15 protein-coding genes are annotated in these 17,491 nt (G+C 47.2%); 9 read left to right on the plus strand and 6 right to left on the minus strand.

What is annotated here, in order from left to right:
* Positions 1-8: 8 nt before the first annotated feature.
* Positions 9-602, minus strand: a complete 594-nt coding sequence (locus LQ247_RS19815) for a TetR/AcrR family transcriptional regulator (RefSeq protein ID WP_023855462.1) — start codon at positions 600-602, stop codon at positions 9-11.
* A 199-nt stretch (positions 603-801) separates the two neighbouring features.
* On the opposite strand from LQ247_RS19815, the gene cstA reads away from it, so the two are divergent.
* On the plus strand, positions 802-2,598 hold the full coding sequence (gene cstA, locus LQ247_RS19820; RefSeq protein ID WP_105980095.1) for a carbon starvation protein CstA: 1,797 nt from the start codon (positions 802-804) through the stop codon (positions 2,596-2,598).
* A gap of 33 nt (positions 2,599-2,631) precedes the next feature.
* Here cstA and sspI read toward each other — a convergent pair whose 3' ends face one another.
* Positions 2,632-2,844 (minus strand): small acid-soluble spore protein SspI, encoded by a 213-nt coding sequence (gene sspI / locus LQ247_RS19825; protein ID WP_023855460.1) that lies wholly within the window; start codon positions 2,842-2,844, stop codon positions 2,632-2,634.
* 117 nt (positions 2,845-2,961) lie between these two features.
* On the opposite strand from sspI, the gene LQ247_RS19830 reads away from it, so the two are divergent.
* The 3 genes from LQ247_RS19830 (at position 2,962) to pheT (ending at position 7,535) form a co-directional block, all read left to right on the plus strand.
* A complete protein-coding gene (locus LQ247_RS19830; protein WP_023855459.1) occupies positions 2,962-3,708 on the plus strand; it encodes a TrmH family RNA methyltransferase in 747 nt (248 codons plus the stop codon).
* Positions 3,709-4,070: 362 nt separating this feature from the next.
* A complete protein-coding gene (gene pheS / locus LQ247_RS19835) occupies positions 4,071-5,105 on the plus strand; it encodes a phenylalanine--tRNA ligase subunit alpha (RefSeq protein WP_003184229.1) in 1,035 nt (344 codons plus the stop codon).
* A 15-nt stretch (positions 5,106-5,120) separates the two neighbouring features.
* Positions 5,121-7,535, plus strand: a complete 2,415-nt coding sequence (gene pheT / locus LQ247_RS19840; protein ID WP_231006483.1) for a phenylalanine--tRNA ligase subunit beta — start codon at positions 5,121-5,123, stop codon at positions 7,533-7,535.
* Between the two features lie 287 nt (positions 7,536-7,822).
* On the opposite strand, the gene LQ247_RS19845 is transcribed toward pheT, so the two are convergent.
* The 4 genes from LQ247_RS19845 to rnhC all read right to left on the minus strand — a co-directional run bounded on the left by LQ247_RS19845 (position 7,823) and on the right by rnhC (position 11,760).
* Positions 7,823-8,623, minus strand: a complete 801-nt coding sequence (locus LQ247_RS19845; RefSeq protein ID WP_231006484.1) for a zinc-dependent metalloprotease — start codon at positions 8,621-8,623, stop codon at positions 7,823-7,825.
* Positions 8,624-9,005: 382 nt separating this feature from the next.
* Positions 9,006-9,809 carry a hypothetical protein gene (locus tag LQ247_RS19850; RefSeq protein ID WP_101561169.1) on the minus strand — a complete coding sequence of 268 codons (804 nt, stop codon included), beginning with the start codon at positions 9,807-9,809 and terminating at the stop codon, positions 9,006-9,008.
* Positions 9,810-9,834: 25 nt separating this feature from the next.
* Positions 9,835-10,434: a hypothetical protein gene (locus LQ247_RS19855; protein ID WP_101561168.1), complete on the minus strand. Its 600-nt coding sequence runs from the start codon at positions 10,432-10,434 to the stop codon at positions 9,835-9,837.
* 387 nt (positions 10,435-10,821) lie between these two features.
* Positions 10,822-11,760 carry a ribonuclease HIII gene (rnhC, locus tag LQ247_RS19860; protein WP_231006485.1) on the minus strand — a complete coding sequence of 313 codons (939 nt, stop codon included), beginning with the start codon at positions 11,758-11,760 and terminating at the stop codon, positions 10,822-10,824.
* Between the two features lie 151 nt (positions 11,761-11,911).
* Between rnhC and zapA the strand changes: the two genes are divergently transcribed.
* From zapA to LQ247_RS19885, 5 genes are all read left to right on the plus strand, one after another.
* A complete protein-coding gene (gene zapA / locus LQ247_RS19865; RefSeq protein ID WP_020452506.1) occupies positions 11,912-12,169 on the plus strand; it encodes a cell division protein ZapA in 258 nt (85 codons plus the stop codon).
* Positions 12,170-12,177: 8 nt separating this feature from the next.
* Positions 12,178-12,714, plus strand: a complete 537-nt coding sequence (locus LQ247_RS19870; protein WP_231006486.1) for a CvpA family protein — start codon at positions 12,178-12,180, stop codon at positions 12,712-12,714.
* Between the two features lie 143 nt (positions 12,715-12,857).
* Positions 12,858-14,573, plus strand: coding sequence for a DNA polymerase/3'-5' exonuclease PolX (gene polX / locus LQ247_RS19875; RefSeq protein WP_020452504.1), 1,716 nt, complete (start codon positions 12,858-12,860; stop codon positions 14,571-14,573).
* Positions 14,574-14,589: 16 nt separating this feature from the next.
* Complete coding sequence (locus LQ247_RS19880) at positions 14,590-16,947, plus strand: endonuclease MutS2 (protein ID WP_195536480.1); 2,358 nt, start codon at positions 14,590-14,592, stop codon at positions 16,945-16,947.
* 18 nt (positions 16,948-16,965) lie between these two features.
* Positions 16,966-17,370, plus strand: a complete 405-nt coding sequence (locus LQ247_RS19885; protein ID WP_026579111.1) for a DUF350 domain-containing protein — start codon at positions 16,966-16,968, stop codon at positions 17,368-17,370.
* The last annotated feature ends 121 nt before the right edge of the window (positions 17,371-17,491 follow it).

Raw genomic sequence — 17,491 nt, forward strand, 5'->3', positions numbered from 1 at the left:
TAGCCCCCCTATTTAGTTATTTTTCTTGTTGCATAATCGAACGTATCGACAATTTCTGATATCATGTCTTCCTTATCTGATATATCTTGATTTGCGATTTTGGTCCCAAGAGAATCGATGACGCTTCGGACGGTTCTGGCCATAATGTGCGGGGAAAACTGCCTGAAACTCCCTTCTGTTTCCTGTCCCCACTTAAAAATTTCAACTAATGGCTCATATATTGATTCATCTTCATTCTGGTAAAACAGCTCACCGGTTTCTGTTCGTAGGTTGGATACCACCTCAATGATTGCGGTCACGTAAGCCCGGTGTTCATACATGAATCTGAGATTTGATTCAATGTATGCGCGCAGTGTCGCCGGCGCACTGTCTGAACCATCCATGAATTTTTCCATATAAGGTGCTGCAAGTCCGTAGCAATACTCAACAACAGCCTTCATAAGCTGCATTTTATTTGGAAAATGATACGTAACGACTCCTTTGCTGATTCCCCCCTTTTTCGCGATATTGCCGATCGAGGCATTCGCATAGCCTTCTTCCACAAGCACTTGAATAGCGTCTTCAATAATTTGCAGTCGTCTTTTTTGTGATTTCGTATTCATGACTCAATTTTAGTACGATCGTGCTAAAGTGTCAATAAGAATATGAAATCAAACTGAGAGGTCCGGGTGCTCGTCTATAACAAAAGGAAGCGGTCATAAAAAGCGAAGATGGAGGCCGTGTCTTTTTTCGAAAAAAGATGATTGCGCTTACAAAAAATATGAGATATGTTAAAAAAGAAACAAAGGGGGGAGGAATTGGATGAATGCAATAACAATTGTGATCGCTTCCATCTGTATTTTGGCGATCGCCTATCGTTTGTACGGAACATTTATGATGGTGAAAGTGTTGAAGGTTGATGATGACAAGCCGACTCCTGCCCATCTCCAGAAAGACGGCAAAGATTATGTGCCGACGAACAAATGGGTGTCTTTCGGCCACCACTTTGCGGCCATCGCAGCCGCGGGGCCGCTTGTCGGGCCGATCTTGGCGGCGCAGTTCGGCTACTTGCCGGGACTGTTGTGGCTCTTGATCGGAGCGGTGATCGGGGGAGCCGTGCATGATATTGTCGTTTTATTTGCGTCCATGCGGAGGAAGGGAAAGTCGCTTTCAGAAGTGGCGAAAGAAGAGCTCGGGCCTGTTGCGGGATTTTGCACGGGGCTTGCGATGCTGTTTATTATTACGATCACGATGGCGGGGCTGTCGATGGTTGTGCTTCATGCGCTTGAACGCAATCCGTGGGGGACGTTCGCCGTTGCGATTACAATTCCGATCGCAATGGGGGTCGGTTTATTTTATAAAAAGACAGGCAACTTAAAATTAGCGTCAACCGGCGGATTTATTTTACTGATGGCCGGTGTCTTCATCGGACCGTCCATCGCGGAAACGCCGCTTGGAGACGCCTTGACGCTTGATACGAAAACGCTTGCTGTCGCACTTCCTGTCTATGCATTTTTTGCAGCTGCGCTCCCTGTATGGCTGCTTCTCGCGCCGCGCGATTATTTGAGCAGCTTCATGAAGATCGGGGTGTTTATCGCTTTGATTGCCGGGGTGTTCGTCGTCAATCCGGCGATTCCGTTTCCGGCGTTTACCGAGTTTACTGGCGGAGGGGGACCTGTATCGCCTGGTCCGGTTTGGCCGTTTATTTCAATTACGATCGCCTGCGGTGCGATTTCCGGCTTCCATGCGTTTGTCGGTTCAGGCACGACGCCGAAAATGCTTGATAAGTGGAGCGACATGAAATTCGTCGGCTTTGGGGCGATGCTCGTTGAGTGTCTTGTCGGCATCATGGCGCTGATCGCGGCAACGGCATTGCAGCCGGGCGATTATTTTGCCATCAACAGTTCGCCTGAAGTCTTTCGGACGCTTGGCATGAATGTCGTCCACCTGCCTGAACTCAGCCGCGAAATCGGTCTCGATCTTGAAGGAAGAACAGGCGGAGCTGTTACCCTTGCCGTCGGCATGGCTTATATTTTTACGGATATTCCGTTTTTCAGCCATTTGGCCTCTTACTTTTTTCAATTTGTCATCATGTTTGAAGCCGTCTTTATTTTAACGGCGATCGATGCCGGTACAAGGGTGGCCCGTTATTTGATTCAAGACTTTTTCGGGGAAGTGTACAAACCGCTGAAAAAAACGGACTGGCTTCCGGGTTCGGTCGCAGCGAGCGCCCTTGCCTGTTTCATGTGGGGGTATTTGCTGTATTCAGGCGATATCAGCTCGATTTGGGCGCTGTTTGGCGTATCCAACCAGCTGATGGCATCCGTCGGTTTAATTATCGGAGCGACGGTCATTTTAAAAATAGCGGACAAACGGCGTTATATGCTGACATGTCTCATTCCGCTCGCTTATTTGTATGTAACGGTCAACTATGCGGGATACTGGATGATCAAAAACGTTTATTTTAATGCGGAAGCTGCCGGTTTCAGTGTTTTAAACGGCATTTTATCAATTATTATGCTGCTGCTGGGGCTGGTGATCATGGTGGCTGCCATTAAAAAATGGACGGAGATTTGGCGCGATCCGGCTTTGCGGATGGAGCCTTCTATTCCTGGATGATAAAATAAACCGGGGCCGTTTCGGGCCGCCGGTTTATTTTGTTTTTAATCCTTGTTCCAATGTCTCGAGCATTTCGGTTTTGTCTGATTCAGTTGCGTGCTGCCAGATGACCTCGAACAACACACCCAATCCCGGAAGCATTTTTTCTTCACCGCTTTGGATCGCATCGACAATCGTATGCTCTAGCTCTTCTTGCGAGTTTCCTGATACATTGGCAATAACGGCATGGCGCAAATTCAAATCCATCATTTTTCACTCCATTTCATCATCTGATTTTCTATATTCTGCCTCGCTTTCGGGTTTATTATGTATCATTGATGAGATATAATGTGACTATTGCGAGACAAAAGGAGTCAAAACGATTTGAAACGAATTGAATCAGCCAAAAATCAAAAAGTGAAGGATTGGAAAAAACTTCATACGAAAAAAGAGCGGACAAAAACCAATACTTTCTTAATAGAAGGCGAGCATCTCGTTGAGGAAGCGCTGAAGACACCGGGTGTTGTGAAAGAAATCATGGTCCGAGACGAAGCGGATTTCCCGGCCGCGCTTGATGAGTCTGTTGCCCGCTATATTTTGAGCGACGATGCTTTCTCGGCGATTGCCGAAACAGAGACACCCCAGGCTGTCGCCGCTGTATGCCGAATGCCTGAAAGCGGACCTTTTCAATACGAAAAGCTGCTGCTTGCGGATGCTGTGCAAGATCCGGGCAATTTAGGGACGATCATCCGGACGGCAGACGCGGCGGGGATCGATGCCGTTGTGATCGGACAAGGCACTGTCGACCCCTACAATGCCAAAACGCTCAGATCGGCTCAAGGTTCGCATTTTCACATTCCGATTTTAAAACGCGAGCTTTCGGAGCTGATTGAAGAGCTAAAGGGAAAAAGCGTCCCGGTATACGGCACAGCGCTGCAAGATGCCGTGCCATTTAGAGAAGCGGAGCCGTCGCAGTCATTTGCGCTTTTGATCGGAAACGAAGGATCTGGGGTCGATCCGGCTCTCCTCGCACAGACCGACCAAAATCTGTACGTTCCGATCTACGGAAAAGCGGAGTCGCTGAATGTAGCGGCCGCAACCGCGGTCCTTCTTTATCATCTCCACGGATAACCGGTTGCACAGGATCATGTAATTCACTATAATGAATGTAATATGTTTAAAAACAGTGATAGAGGCTCCGTTTTTTCACATGTCGCCATTTAGGGAGAAAATGCCTTAGACTGCAAGCATTTTTATGGCAGGCCGGAAAAACGCTTCACCTCTTGAGTTGTCACCGGGACCGCGTCTCTCGAGGGATGTGTAAAGGTGAACCGGATTCATTCCGTTATGCCAATGAAGTTAGCAGCAAAGCTTTTTTGCTTTGTTTTAAAAAAGGGTGGTACCACGGCCACGATTCGTCCCTTTCATTATGAAAGGGGCTTTTTTTATTGCCTAAAATAACAGGTTGCTACATAAAAGGAGGAGTTTTTAAGATGCAGGAAGAGCTGAAACGGCTTGAGAAAGAAGCGGTTGAAAAAGTGGAAGCCGCTGGTTCATTAAAAGAAGTCAACGATGTCCGCGTTGCGTACCTGGGAAAAAAGGGACCGATCACGGAAGTGCTTCGGGGAATGGGAAAGCTGTCCGCTGAAGAAAGGCCGAAAATGGGCGCCTTGGCGAACGAAGTAAGAGAAAAAATCGCCGCGGCGATTGCCGAAAAAAATGCCCGCCTAGAGGAAGAAGAGGTGAAAAGGAAGCTGAAAGAACAGACGATTGACGTGACGCTTCCGGGAAGCCCTGTAAAAACAGGAGCGCGGCATCCGCTGACGATCGTTATTGAAGAAATCGAAGACTTGTTTATCAGCATGGGATATTCGGTGGAAGAGGGTCCTGAAGTAGAAACCGACTACTATAACTTCGAAGCGCTCAACCTTCCGAAAGAGCATCCGGCCCGCGATATGCAAGACAGCTTTTATATTACGGAAGATACGCTGATGAGAACGCAGACGTCTCCCGTCCAGACGCGCACGATGGAAAAGCATAAAGGCAAAGGCCCTGTCAAAATCATCTGCCCCGGCAAAGTATACCGCCGCGACAACGATGATGCGACACACTCCCATCAGTTTATGCAGATTGAAGGGCTCTGCGTTGACCGCGATATCAGCATGAGCGACTTAAAAGGAACGCTTGAAACGGTCGCGAAAAAGATGTTCGGCGAAGAGCGCGAAATCAGACTGCGTCCAAGCTTCTTCCCGTTTACAGAGCCGTCTGTCGAAGTCGATGTTTCCTGCTTTAAATGCGGAGGCAAAGGCTGCTCCGTTTGTAAACAAACGGGCTGGATCGAAATTCTCGGCGCCGGAATGGTGCATCCGAACGTGCTCGAAATGGCCGGATTCGATTCCAAACAATATCAGGGATTTGCATTTGGAATGGGTGTTGAACGGATCGCGATGCTGAAATACGGCATTGACGACATTCGTCATTTCTATACGAACGATGTCAGATTTTTATCTCAATTTAAACAGGCTTAAAGAGGAGGACGCGTGATGTTTGTTTCATATAAATGGCTGCAGGAATACGTGGATTTAGATGGGATGACTCCCGAGATTCTCGCTGAAAAGATTACGAGAAGCGGAATTGAAGTGGAAGGCATCGAATATAAGGGAGAAGGAATGAAAGGCGTTGTCATCGGACATGTGCTGGAGCGCGAACAGCATCCGAACGCCGACAAGTTGAATAAATGCCTCGTCGATATCGGCGAAGAAGAGCCTGTCCAAATCATCTGCGGGGCTCCGAACGTGGACAGAGGGCAAAAAGTAGCCGTCGCCACGGTTGGTGCGGTATTGCCCGGCAATTTTAAAATCAAAAAAGCGAAGCTTCGCGGGGAAGTGTCTAACGGCATGATCTGCTCTTTGCAGGAGCTTGGCATTCAAGGCAAGCTTGTGCCGAAAGAATATGCGGAAGGCATCTTCGTCTTCCCGGGCGATGCAGAAACCGGTGCGGACGCCCTTCAAAGCCTGGCGCTCGACGATGCGGTTCTTGAACTGGGACTGACGCCAAACCGCGCCGACGCCATGAACATGCTCGGCGTTGCCTATGAAGTGGCTGCGATTCTCGGCCGCGAAGTCAAGCTTCCTGAGACGGCTTATCAGGCAGGCGCCGAAAAAGCGGCGGACTATATTTCCGTTAAAATTGAAGATACAGAAGCCAATCCTTTGTACGCGGCAAAAATCATTAAAAACGTCAAAATCGGCCCGTCGCCGCTTTGGATGCAGACGAAGCTAATCAATGCCGGCATCAGACCGCACAACAATGTCGTCGATATTACGAATTTTGTTCTGCTCGAATACGGTCAGCCGCTGCACGCGTTTGACTATGACCGCTTTGGCTCAAAAGAGGTCGTCATCCGCAAAGCGTACGAAAATGAAACGATAACGACGCTTGATGAACAAGAAAGAACATTGACGCTTGAGCATCTTGTCATCACAAACGGTTCTCTTCCGCAGGCAGTCGCAGGCGTAATGGGCGGAGCGGACTCCGAAGTCCGCGAAGATACGGCGACAGTGCTGCTTGAGGCCGCGTATTTTAACGGTCAGACCGTTCGCAAAGCATCAAAGGATCTCGGTCTTCGCAGCGAATCAAGCGTCCGCTTTGAAAAGGGCATCGATCCTGCACGGGTGCGCCTCGCTGCAGAACGCGCGGCAGATTTGATCAGCCGGTATGCCGGAGGAACCGTCTTAGAAGGTACGGTTGAAGAAAACCACCTTGATATCAAAGAGAATGTCATCCGCCTTTCCGTTGATAAAGTGACAAAGGTTCTCGGCATGTCCATCAGCAAAGAAGAAATGGTCAACATTTTTGAAAGGCTCGGCTTTGCCGTTGAAGACGCTGAACGGGAACTGGTCGTGACGGTACCGTCAAGAAGAGGCGATATTGCGATTGAAGAAGATTTGATCGAAGAGGTCGCAAGACTGTACGGATATGACAACATTCCGTCGACACTGCCGGAAGTAACAGGCTTTGCGGGCGGACTGACACCTTATCAGGACAAGCGCAGAAAAGTAAGACGCTTTCTGGAAGGAGCAGGCCTTTCCCAGGCGATCACATACTCATTAACAAACGATAAAAAAGCAACGGCTTACGCATTGGAAAAATCGTTTAAAACGATCCTTTCGCTGCCGATGAGCGAGGAAAGAAGCGTGCTGAGGCACAGTCTGCTTCCTAATCTGCTTGATTCGGTCGCATACAACCTGGCCCGGCAGTCAGATTCTGCAGCTTTTTATGAGGTCGGTTCAGTTTTCTTGAAAGCTGAAGAACATACGAAACCGATCGAAAAAGAACACGTCGCCGGAGCCGTGACAGGCCTGTGGCATAAAAACCTCTGGCAGGGCGAGAAAAAGCCGGTTGATTTCTTCGTCGTAAAAGGCATCGTCGAGGGTCTGTTGGAAAAGCTCGGCATCACCGAAGGCATCGAATTCGCTCAATCTGAAAGAAAAGAGCTTCATCCCGGGCGGACGGCCAATATTTTGCATAACGGCTCATTAGTCGGCTTCATCGGCCAGCTGCATCCGTCAGTTGAAAAAGAGCTGGATCTGAGCGACACGTATGTGTTTGAACTGGACCTGCACGAGCTCCTTCGATTGGATGTACCGGAGATCACGTATACACCAATTCCAAAGTATCCTTCTGTTACCCGGGATATCGCGCTTGTTGTGAATAAAGAAACAGCGGCCGGTCAGCTTGAGGACGTCATCAAAACAGCAGGCGGCAAATGGCTCAAAGAAGTCCATGTCTTTGACGTCTACGAAGGCGAGCACATGGAAGAAGGCAAGAAATCCGTCGCCTTCAGCTTGCAATATTTGAATCCTGAACAAACATTGACTGAAGAAGAAGTGACAAAAGTTCACGACCAGGTGCTGAAAGCACTGGAGGATGCGTATCAGGCTGTATTGAGAGGATAACCGGTTCCCAGCCCAATTGAGGCTGCCCGGCTGCAGTACAAAAAAAGCGTCTCCGCTTTATGCGGAGACGCTTCAGCGTGTCGACAAACCCTCGCATTCGTTGTCAGGTCTGCGCGTCGGTGCTCACGAATTCCAACATTCGCTCCGATCCGATGCTCGGCCTTCCTAGACTGCAAAGGTTTTCAATCACGCTGAAAAGATGACAAAATCCCAAAACAAAAAGCCGTTTTGGGATTTTGTCAACAATCTGAGGCGTCTCCGCTTTATGCGGAGACGCCTTTTTATAATTATTGATACCAAACTTTATTTTTCTCGATCAGGCTGTTGTGTTCCGCATCCCAGACATCGACGGTGTATGCGTAATCGTAGTTCATAATGCAACGGATGCCGCTTCCTTGCGGATCATGCTCCACCCCGAAATTATGGGAAAATTCGTGTCTTTGTGCTTTTGCCGTATTTTCCGTTCCCAGGTCGAACGTGACGCTGAAAGCAGGACCGTCCGGTTTAACAGGGTATTGAAAAGCGATGCCGCCCGCTTCAAAATTGTCGTTGGCTGTAAAGCCGGCTACGAATTTATAAGGCCGTCCTTCGAATTTGTCCGCCAGGTTGTCAAGAATGTCAGAGGCATTGCTTCCGGAAGAACTCCATGGGGAAACAGCTTCCACGACAAAATCAATATCGTGGTCGCGGTTAAACATTTCGTCCGCCTCTTCAACGATGTTGACGATTCTCGTTTTCCAGTCTTTGTGTTTCTGCCGGTACTGCTTATCAGCCACCGCGAGGACACTTATCTTTTGCTTGCCCGTGCTTGCCTGAGTCGAAAATTTACTGTTGTTTACATTCTTTTTAAATGTGATCGTACTCGTTTCATTTCCTTTCTCATCCAGCACTTTTGTTTTCGTTGTTTTTTCAATGTGAACTTTGCCTGTTAAATCTTTATAACCTTCCTTAGGTTTAGGCAATGCTTCCTTATAAATCCCTTTTGCTTCATGAGTATGCTTATGACCGCCCGTTTCCGCGACTCCGGCCGCCCCAGGTATTAAACTTGCAGAAAGCAATAAAGTAAAGAATAAAGACCGTTTTTTCATTTGAAAAATTTCCTCCTTAGTTTTTAACAGACTAAAGATTCGTCTAGTTAACTAAGAATTCCTGCTAACCATCCAAAATGAGGAAGATTTATATAGGTCTATTCGGCATTCCCTTTTAATTACCGTCTATGGTCATGTGAATCTTTCTTTTTTCAGGTCTTTTAACCCTGATATCTGGGTTTTAAAAAAAGTAATCTTTGAAAACGTCAAAATGTTCGGTCAAACGAGAGAAAAATTTGAGTTTTACAAAAACTGCGGCTATCGTAATTGAAATGGCAGCGATCAAAGAAAGACTCTGGAGGTATGTATCAGCTGTTTTTTAGAGGATAAAGAAAAAGCCGTCCCGAACCATAATAGCCAGAGACCGGCTTTTTTGCAGTAACTATGGACGCTTCAGCATCCGTTCGATTTTTTCTACATCGGAGTCTAAAGCTCCGTACAGTACACCGGGCAAGCTGTATTGATGAGGCTTCCCTGCTGCAGTGTAACGTAAAACAGGAGTGACCGTATAAAAATCATATTCCCCTGTCATATCAAAAGCCGGGACGACGATGTGTTTGCTTTGTTTAGCTTGGATGGCGGTCCTCTTGTCAAATGAATACGTCATGACGCCGTTTAGATCGGTGATCTTTTCAAGGGAGATATCTTTTGCCAGGTTGTTTTTCAGCCGAACGTCCAAGGACGGTTTTGGATATCCTGCAGTATACTGGCCGGCAGGCGACAGGTCACCGCTTCGAACATTATGATCGTTTTGAAGGGTAATCTTTCCGATTTGAAATGCTTCTGCATCACGTCCGTTAAAAGATATCAGCAGCTGATCAGCTTTTTCCGGTTTATCGCTTGAGATTCGGACGTCAACGATGATGTTGACGAGCGTATAGCCTTTATGGCGAATCCCTGTTTCAACCTTGTAATCGCTGATTTGAATATGATCGTTATCAAAAGCGAGCGACGTAACCGTATCACCGCTTATCGGAATGCCGGTGTTTGCTTTTTGCAGGCCGAAAATGTTAAACGACATCGTCTCGTCTTCCATCGCATAGCTGATATAGTTTTGAGCAAAGAAAAGCCCGTTTTCTTTATTTTCGCTGGCCTCTGTAAAATTCGCCTTGTTGAAGAAAATAAAGAGAGAAAATGCCAGAGCTGCGCATATGGAGAGCGTGATGATCCATTTTATTTTTGACATGGCGACTCCTTTACCTCTTTATATTTTATTTATAGACAACTTGCAAGTATGTATCTTTACGCGGAGCATAATGGTAAGCATACTTTGTACTTATAAGGGAGTTTCCTAAATAATTTCTTACTCTTACATACCGTTTGTTGTAATCACTATAGAATGCAAGTTTACTATATTTCTTACTATTAGCGGGAATTGTGATTGCAACTGAATAAGAAGTGGTTACTGTATTAGAAACCCCTAACTGACTTGATATCCCTTTGGCGCTAATCCCCACATTAGATGATACAGTGGAGCTGGCAGATTGAGTTTTACTCCAGGTATAGCTAGAGGCTTTTGCCCAAGAAGAGGTTAAAAACCTTACACGTTTTTTTACCTTGGTAGGGCCCTTTATTGTCTTCACTACGTATCTGTTATTAACACAAGCTATGCAACTAACCTGAAAATCACTGCTTGCCGTTGCGGGCTCTAAAACTCCTTCGATTTTAACAGACTCACCAAGTTCGTAATATTCGGAATTTTCATCAAGCACTTCAGTAAATTCTTCTTCAGCAGAGGCCTGATACAGAGGGAAAAGATTAATAGTAAGAAGCATCGTGATGCAAACTACCCAAAAACGAGACTTTTGCATGGCTACCAACTCCTGTATACATATCCAAATACAGAAAAAATATACCATTTTCTTCAAATGAAGTACAGACCGTTTTTCTGATTTTTCAATTTATTTAAAAGTGTTTAACATGAAGAGAGAATATTTTATCTTCTAACGATGGAATATTCACTGTTTGAAAATGGATACAGATAGGGAGAATTAGTTAAAAACTATAATATTGGTTCCCCGTAGGTTTTCGATATACAAAAATTCTTTTTCTTGATATCAAACGAAACTTTATCCCTCGGTTACAGGAGATATGGTATATGGAATTCAATTTAGACAGCGCATTCAAATGAAAAAATGTTTAAGGTCATGTAAAGCGACGGGACCTCCGACAGCCGGAAGTCCCCCTTTTAATGCTTATCACCTCGACGCAATCCGCTTCGCCTTCTGCGTATTTGCAAAGTGCAGCTTTGTAAATACCCTCAATGCGCCTTCGCCGTGTTTCTTGATCAGCTTTGCCGCCGCTTCATCGACGAGCGGACCCGCTCCTTTCGGGAGCGTCATCCCGGCTTCTTTCGAAAGCTTATCCATCTCCATTAAAAATGAATAGCGTGCGATGATCGAAGCCGCTGCAACTGAAAGGTGGATGCCTTCCGCTTTTGTGCTGAAATATGTACGTTCTTTGATGGCGTTTTTGCCGGCCAGGTGTTTAAAATAGACGGCAGGTTCTGCGAACTGGTCAATTAAAATCGCTTCAGGCCGAGTGCAGTCCAACTTTTTGAGCAGATGTGTGATCGCCTGGTTGTGGAGAAGGGCTTTCATTTTTCCCTGGCTCATGCCTTTTTTTTGCAGGTCATTGTATTTGTCATTTTTTAAGACGAGCAGGCTGTAAGGGACTGTCTTGATTAAGTCGCGCGCGATCTGAACGATTTGCGGATCTTTTAAGTTTTTCGAATCTTTAACACCGAGTTCCTTTAACAGCGGCAGCTTCGCCTTGTCAGCGTACACGCACGCCACGGTGATCGGACCGAAATAATCGCCTGTCCCGACTTCATCGGAGCCGATCACAGACATGGAACCGATGCCTTCAGGCGGCTGATAGACGGACGGGATGCTTTTTTTGGATGCGGGCTTTTTGGCAGCCGGTGTTTCAGCATCCGCCGTCCAGCGCTCCGCTTCTTTTTCCGCGTTTTTTCCTTGGAACAGCACCTTCCCCGACCGGTATGCTGTAATGGTGCAGCCCTGTGGTTTGGCCTGGAAAACCGCGCCCTGTACGGAAAGGGAAGTCATATGAGGCCCGTAGTGGCTTTGCATCCGTTCAATAACAGACGGGGGAACTTTTAAAACAGAATGTGACACGTTCTAATCTCCTTTATTAGCTGCTTAAACAGGCTAAATCATTGTTTTTATAAGTGTATCATAACAGCGGAGGGCTCGTCTTTCCATTCAATCTCTAAACATGTTATGATATAGACTAGGATTCTCGCATAATTGGAATGGAGGAGAAACGTTGTCTGATGGTCAAAAAACGAAAACAACAGTTGACATCTACGGTCAGCAATTCACAATTATCGGCGATGAGAGCAAGAGCCATATGAGGCACGTTGCCTCGATTGTGGATGATAAAATGAGAGAAATCAACGAAAAAAATCCGTATCTTGATATAAATAAACTGGCCGTTTTGACGGCTGTAAATGTGGTTCACGATTATTTGAAGCTGAAGGAAGAGCTTGAGAGATTAAAAGGACAAATTAAAGAAAAGGATTGAACATCACGATGCTAGATATCATCATTATCATTTTGCTTTTGTCCGGTTTGTTTATTGGACTCAAAAGAGGGTTTATCCGCCAGTTTATCCGTTTGGTTACGTTTATCGCAGCGATCGCTGTGGCCGCAACCTATTACGGCGACCTTGCACCTAAGCTCGGCTGGATTCCGTCTCCCGACTTTACGGGCGGCCAGTCTGCGCTGGCGTTTGTAAACGGAAGCCTTGAAGGCGCTTATTACAATATGATTGCGTTTTTGATTCTCTTTTTCCTGACGATTATCCTTTTGAGAATTGCCGCATCGTTTCTGGATGCCGTTGCAAGCATACCGGTTCTCAAACAGATCAACCAAGTACTTGGAGCCGTGCTCGGTTTTGTGGAAATCTATCTGTTCGTGTTTGTCGTTCTGTTCATCGGAACGCTTCTGCCGATCGATGTCCTGCAAAACATGATGGCCGGTTCGGTGATGGCTGATTTGATCATTCATAAAACACCGTTTTTATCAAACATGTTAAACAATCTGCTGCATCAGTACGGATCTTTGTAAAAACTTCTCTGTTTGTAGGGAAGTTTTTTTTCGGGGCTCTTGAGAACCCCGAAAACTGTCGAATAGGCCTGTTTGTTGTAGGATCAGCCAAAAATTTGTATGATTGAAGCAGGATGAACGAGGGGAAACAAGAGGTGAACAGCATGCATAAAAAAGATATCATCAAATTGCTTGAAACGATTGCGATATATATGGAACTAAAAGGGGATAACCCATTTAAGATCTCCGCTTTCAGAAAGGCTGCGGCAGCTCTTGAACAAGACGACCGGAGCCTCTCGGAAATCGATGATATGATGTCCCTGTCAGGGATCGGCAAAGGCACGTATGCCGTCATCAAGGAATATATGGACACGGGAGCGTCCGGTACGCTGGAACGATTAAAGGAAGAGGTTCCGGAAGGACTTGTCCCGCTTTTGAAGCTGCCGGGCCTCGGCGGCAAAAAAATCGCCAAGCTGTATCAGGAGCTCGGCGTCTGTGATGCGGCGTCTTTAAAAGAGGCCTGCGAACAGCAAAAGGTTCAGGGGCTTGCCGGATTCGGCAAAAAAACGGAAGAAAAAATCCTGCAGGCTTTAGGTGAAGCGGGGAAACGCCCTGAACGGTACCCGATCGCGGTCGCTTTGGCTGTCGCTGACATCATCGAAGAACAGCTTGAAGGGCTCCAGGGCCTCATCAAGTTTTCGCGGGCCGGAAGCCTGCGCCGTGCCAAAGAAACGGTGAAAGACCTCGATTACATTATGGCTGTCACTGATCCGGAACTTGTCAGGGAAGGACTCCTGAAGCTTTCGAACATCAAGGAGGTCATTGCCGCAGGAGATACGAAAGTGTCTCTCACATTTGCGTTTGAATACGAAATCAGTGCGGATTTCCGGCTGGTGACGGAGGAACAGTTCCCAACGACGCTCCATCATTTTACCGGATCAAAAGACCACAATATCAAAATGCGCCAGCTTGCCAAAGAAAAAGGCGAAAGAATCAGTGAATACGGCGTCGAAACCGTTGAAACTGGAGAAATTAAAACCTTCTCAAGCGAACAAGAGTTTTTCGCCCATTTCGGGCTTCCGTTTATTCCGCCCGAACTGAGGGAGACAGGAAGAGAAGTCGAGGACTACCGCGATGACATCGGACTCGTTTCCGCCGAGGATATTCAAGGAGACCTTCATATGCACTCGGCTTGGAGCGACGGTGCTTTTTCGATCAGGGAAATGGCGGAAGCCTGCATGGCAAAAGGGTACCGCTATATGGCGATCACAGACCATTCCCAGTATTTAAAAGTGGCAGGCGGTTTGACGCCTGAGCGCCTGCGCATGCAGGCGAAGGAAATTGATGAACTGAATAAGGAATTGACCGATTTTCATATTTTTAAAGGCGTGGAAATGGACATCCTGCCTGACGGAACGCTAGATTATGACGATGAGCTGCTGGCGGAAATGGACCTTGTCATTGCTTCGATCCATTCAAGCTTTTCACAGCCGCAGCATGTCATCATGAAGCGGCTTGAAACCGCACTGATGAATCAGCACGTTGACATTATCGCTCATCCGACCGGCCGTCTGATCGGAAGAAGGGCGGGTTATGAAGTCGATATTGACCAGCTGATCGAGCTTGCGAAGAAAACGAATACCGCCTTGGAACTGAACGCAAATCCAGCGCGGCTCGATCTCAGGATGGAACACTTGATGAAAGCGAATGCTGCCGGAGTGACACTCGTTATTAATACGGATGCCCACAACACAGCGATGCTTGACGATATGAAAACGGGCGTTACGGCAGCGAGAAAAGGATGGACGCCAAAGGCCAATGTATTAAATACCCGCTCCTTTGAAGAAGTCCAGGCATTTTTGTCGCGCCATCGATCTTAAGGAGGTTTAATGGACGTTGCAGCAAAAAGCGCTATCAGCACTTGAATTTCATAAAGTAAAAGAACAGCTCACAGAGCATGCGGCATCTTCTTTAGGGAAGGAAATGCTTTTGGAACTCAAACCTTCCCGTTCGCTCGAAGAAGTCAAAAAGCTGCAGGAAGAAGTCGATGAAGCAGGAACCGTCCTGCGTTTAAAAGGAAACGCCCCTTTCGGCGGCCTTACCGACATTAGAAAAGCGTTAAGAAGGGCGGAAATCGGCAGCATTTTAAGCCCGGCGGAATTGACCGAAATATCGGGTCTGCTATACGCAGCAAAACAGATGAAGCATTTTCTCGAAGGCCTGTTCGAAGACGGGGTTGAGATTCCTTGTCTTCACCAATATGCAGAAAAGCTCATTCCGCTTTCCGAATTGGAAAGAGACATCAATTCGTGCATCGATGATCATGGAGAAGTGCTAGACCATGCATCTGAGAAGTTAAGGGGAATCAGGACGCAACTGCGGACGCTTGAATCAAGAATCAGGGACCGGCTGGAATCAATGTTGCGTTCTTCATCTGCGCAAAAAATGCTGTCGGATACGATCATCACAATTCGTAACGACCGCTTCGTTATCCCTGTCAAACAGGAGTACAGATCAAGCTACGGAGGAATCGTGCACGATCAGTCGTCTTCCGGCGCGACATTGTTTATCGAGCCTCAGGCGATTGTCGATATGAACAATGCGCTTCGCCAGGCGAAAGTAAACGAAAAACAGGAGATTGAACGGATTTTGCGCGTCCTGACAGAAAAGACGGCAGAGCACACAAATGAACTCTTTCACGATGTCAAAGTGCTTCAGACGCTGGACTTTATTTTTGCAAAAGCAAAATACGCCAAAGCGACAAAAGCGGTTAAACCGGCTGTCAATGCTGACGGCTATGTCCGCCTGATTCAAGCCCGCCACCCGCTTTTGCCCCTGGATGAAGTCGTTCCGAATGATATTGAGCTCGGCGGAGAGTATACGACAATTGTCATCACGGGCCCGAACACGGGCGGTAAAACGGTGACGCTTAAAACGCTCGGGCTTTTGACCATTATGGCGCAGTCGGGATTGCACGTACCGGCGGAAGAAGGATCAGAAACCGCCATATTTGATCAAGTATTTGCCGATATCGGCGATGAACAGTCAATCGAACAAAGCTTAAGTACGTTCTCGTCACATATGGTCAACATCGTCGATATTTTGAAAGACATGACGGAAAACAGCCTTGTGCTTTTTGACGAGCTCGGCGCCGGGACAGACCCGCAGGAAGGCGCGGCCCTTGCGATCAGCATCCTTGACGAGGTGTGCCAGACTGGCGCGCGCGTCATTGCCACGACTCATTACCCTGAGCTGAAGGCATACGGCTACAATCGCGAAAATGTCATTAATGCAAGCGTCGAATTTGATATCGATACACTGTCGCCGACCTACAAGCTGTTAATCGGAGTGCCCGGCCGAAGCAATGCGTTCGAAATTTCGAAGCGACTCGGGCTGCCTGATTACCTGATCGGCCGCGCAAAAGCGGAGATGACGGCCGAGCATAATGAAGTTGATACGATGATCGCATCGCTGGAAGACAGCAAAAAGCGCGCCGAGGCGGAGCTGAACGAGACAGAAGCCATCCGCGCCGAGGCTGAAGCCCTTCACCGCGACCTCCAGCAGCAGATCAGCGAATGGCAGGAGAAAAAAGAAAGGCTCTATGAAGAAGCGGAGCAAAAAGCGGCTGAAAAAGTCAAAGAAGCGATGAAAGAAGCAGACGAGATCATCCAGTCGCTCCGAATGATCAAGGAAGACCATAAAGCATTTAAAGACCATGAGCTGATCGAGGCGAAAAAGCGCCTTGAAGAAGCGGTGCCTTCGTTTGAAAAAGCGAAAAAGCCGGCTCAGAAAAAAACGGACAAGCGCGAATTAAAACCGGGCGATGAAGTCAAGGTTTTAACCTTTGGCCAAAAAGGAACGCTGCTCGAAAAAACGGGTGCGGCCGAATGGAATGTTCAAATCGGCATTCTGAAAATGAAGGTTAAGGAAAAGGATCTGGAATTCCTGAAATCGGCACCTGAACCCGAAAAACAAAAAACGATCGCCGCCGTCAAAGGAAAAGATTATCACGTCTCGCTCGAACTCGACCTTAGGGGGGAGCGGTATGAAAATGCGCTTCACCGGGTTGAAAAATACTTGGATGATGCGGTGCTTGCGGGCTATCCAAGAGTCTCGATCATCCACGGAAAAGGAACCGGCGCCCTCCGAAAAGGCGTTCAGGACCTCTTGAAATCCCACCGCAATGTGAAAAACTCCCGGTTCGGCGAAGCGGGAGAGGGAGGATCAGGCGTCACCATTGTCGAATTAAAATAAAAAAGGGAGTCTAGAAGGATGAAAGAGTTTTGGGAGAACGACCTTGTGGAAATTGCCGCGTACTACAGCGTTTCCGTTTTGTGTCTTGTGATATTTTTATCTGTGTTTGAACTCGTCACCACCTATAAAAATTGGGAGGAGATTCAAAAAGGAAACATGGCGGTCGCGATGGCAACAGGCGGAAAAATTTTAGGCATCGCCAACGTGCTGCAAAAATCGATCAGCCAGCATAATTCCCTGCTGCAAATGATGGGGTGGGGGCTGTTCGGTTTTATCCTGCTTTTGATCGGCTACTTCATTTTTGAATTTCTGACGCCGCGCTTTAAAATTGACAAGGAGATTGAAAACGACAACCGCGCAGTCGGCTTCATTTCATTCGTCATTTCAGTCGGCCTGTCATTTGTCGTGGCTTCGGGTATCTAAAGGGGATCAACATGGAGAAATTAGCGAAAGTCCTGTTTTTCACAGCTGGGGTATTTGTGGTTATCGGCCTGATTTATATGATCTTTTATGCTTGAAAAAGGTGTCCTTTAAAAGGGCGCCT

This window comes from Bacillus sp. BS3(2021) (assembly GCF_021043345.1).
In the GTDB taxonomy this organism is placed as follows: Bacteria; Bacillota; Bacilli; order Bacillales; family Bacillaceae; genus Bacillus; species Bacillus paralicheniformis.

Bases quoted from the DNA above. Each gene is read 5' to 3' on its own strand.
- polX (WP_020452504.1), top strand. From the start codon at position 12,858: ATGCATAAAAAAGATATCATCAAATTGCTTGAAACGATTGCGATATAT.
- pheS (WP_003184229.1), top strand. From the start codon at position 4,071: ATGCAGGAAGAGCTGAAACGGCTTGAGAAAGAAGCGGTTGAAAAAGTG.
- LQ247_RS19870 (WP_231006486.1), top strand. From the start codon at position 12,178: ATGCTAGATATCATCATTATCATTTTGCTTTTGTCCGGTTTGTTTATT.
- LQ247_RS19850 (WP_101561169.1), bottom strand. From the start codon at position 9,809: ATGTCAAAAATAAAATGGATCATCACGCTCTCCATATGCGCAGCTCTG.
- cstA (WP_105980095.1), top strand. From the start codon at position 802: ATGAATGCAATAACAATTGTGATCGCTTCCATCTGTATTTTGGCGATC.
- LQ247_RS19845 (WP_231006484.1), bottom strand. From the start codon at position 8,623: ATGAAAAAACGGTCTTTATTCTTTACTTTATTGCTTTCTGCAAGTTTA.
- pheT (WP_231006483.1), top strand. From the start codon at position 5,121: ATGTTTGTTTCATATAAATGGCTGCAGGAATACGTGGATTTAGATGGG.
- sspI (WP_023855460.1), bottom strand. From the start codon at position 2,844: ATGGATTTGAATTTGCGCCATGCCGTTATTGCCAATGTATCAGGAAAC.
- LQ247_RS19815 (WP_023855462.1), bottom strand. From the start codon at position 602: ATGAATACGAAATCACAAAAAAGACGACTGCAAATTATTGAAGACGCT.
- LQ247_RS19885 (WP_026579111.1), top strand. From the start codon at position 16,966: ATGAAAGAGTTTTGGGAGAACGACCTTGTGGAAATTGCCGCGTACTAC.
- LQ247_RS19855 (WP_101561168.1), bottom strand. From the start codon at position 10,434: ATGCAAAAGTCTCGTTTTTGGGTAGTTTGCATCACGATGCTTCTTACT.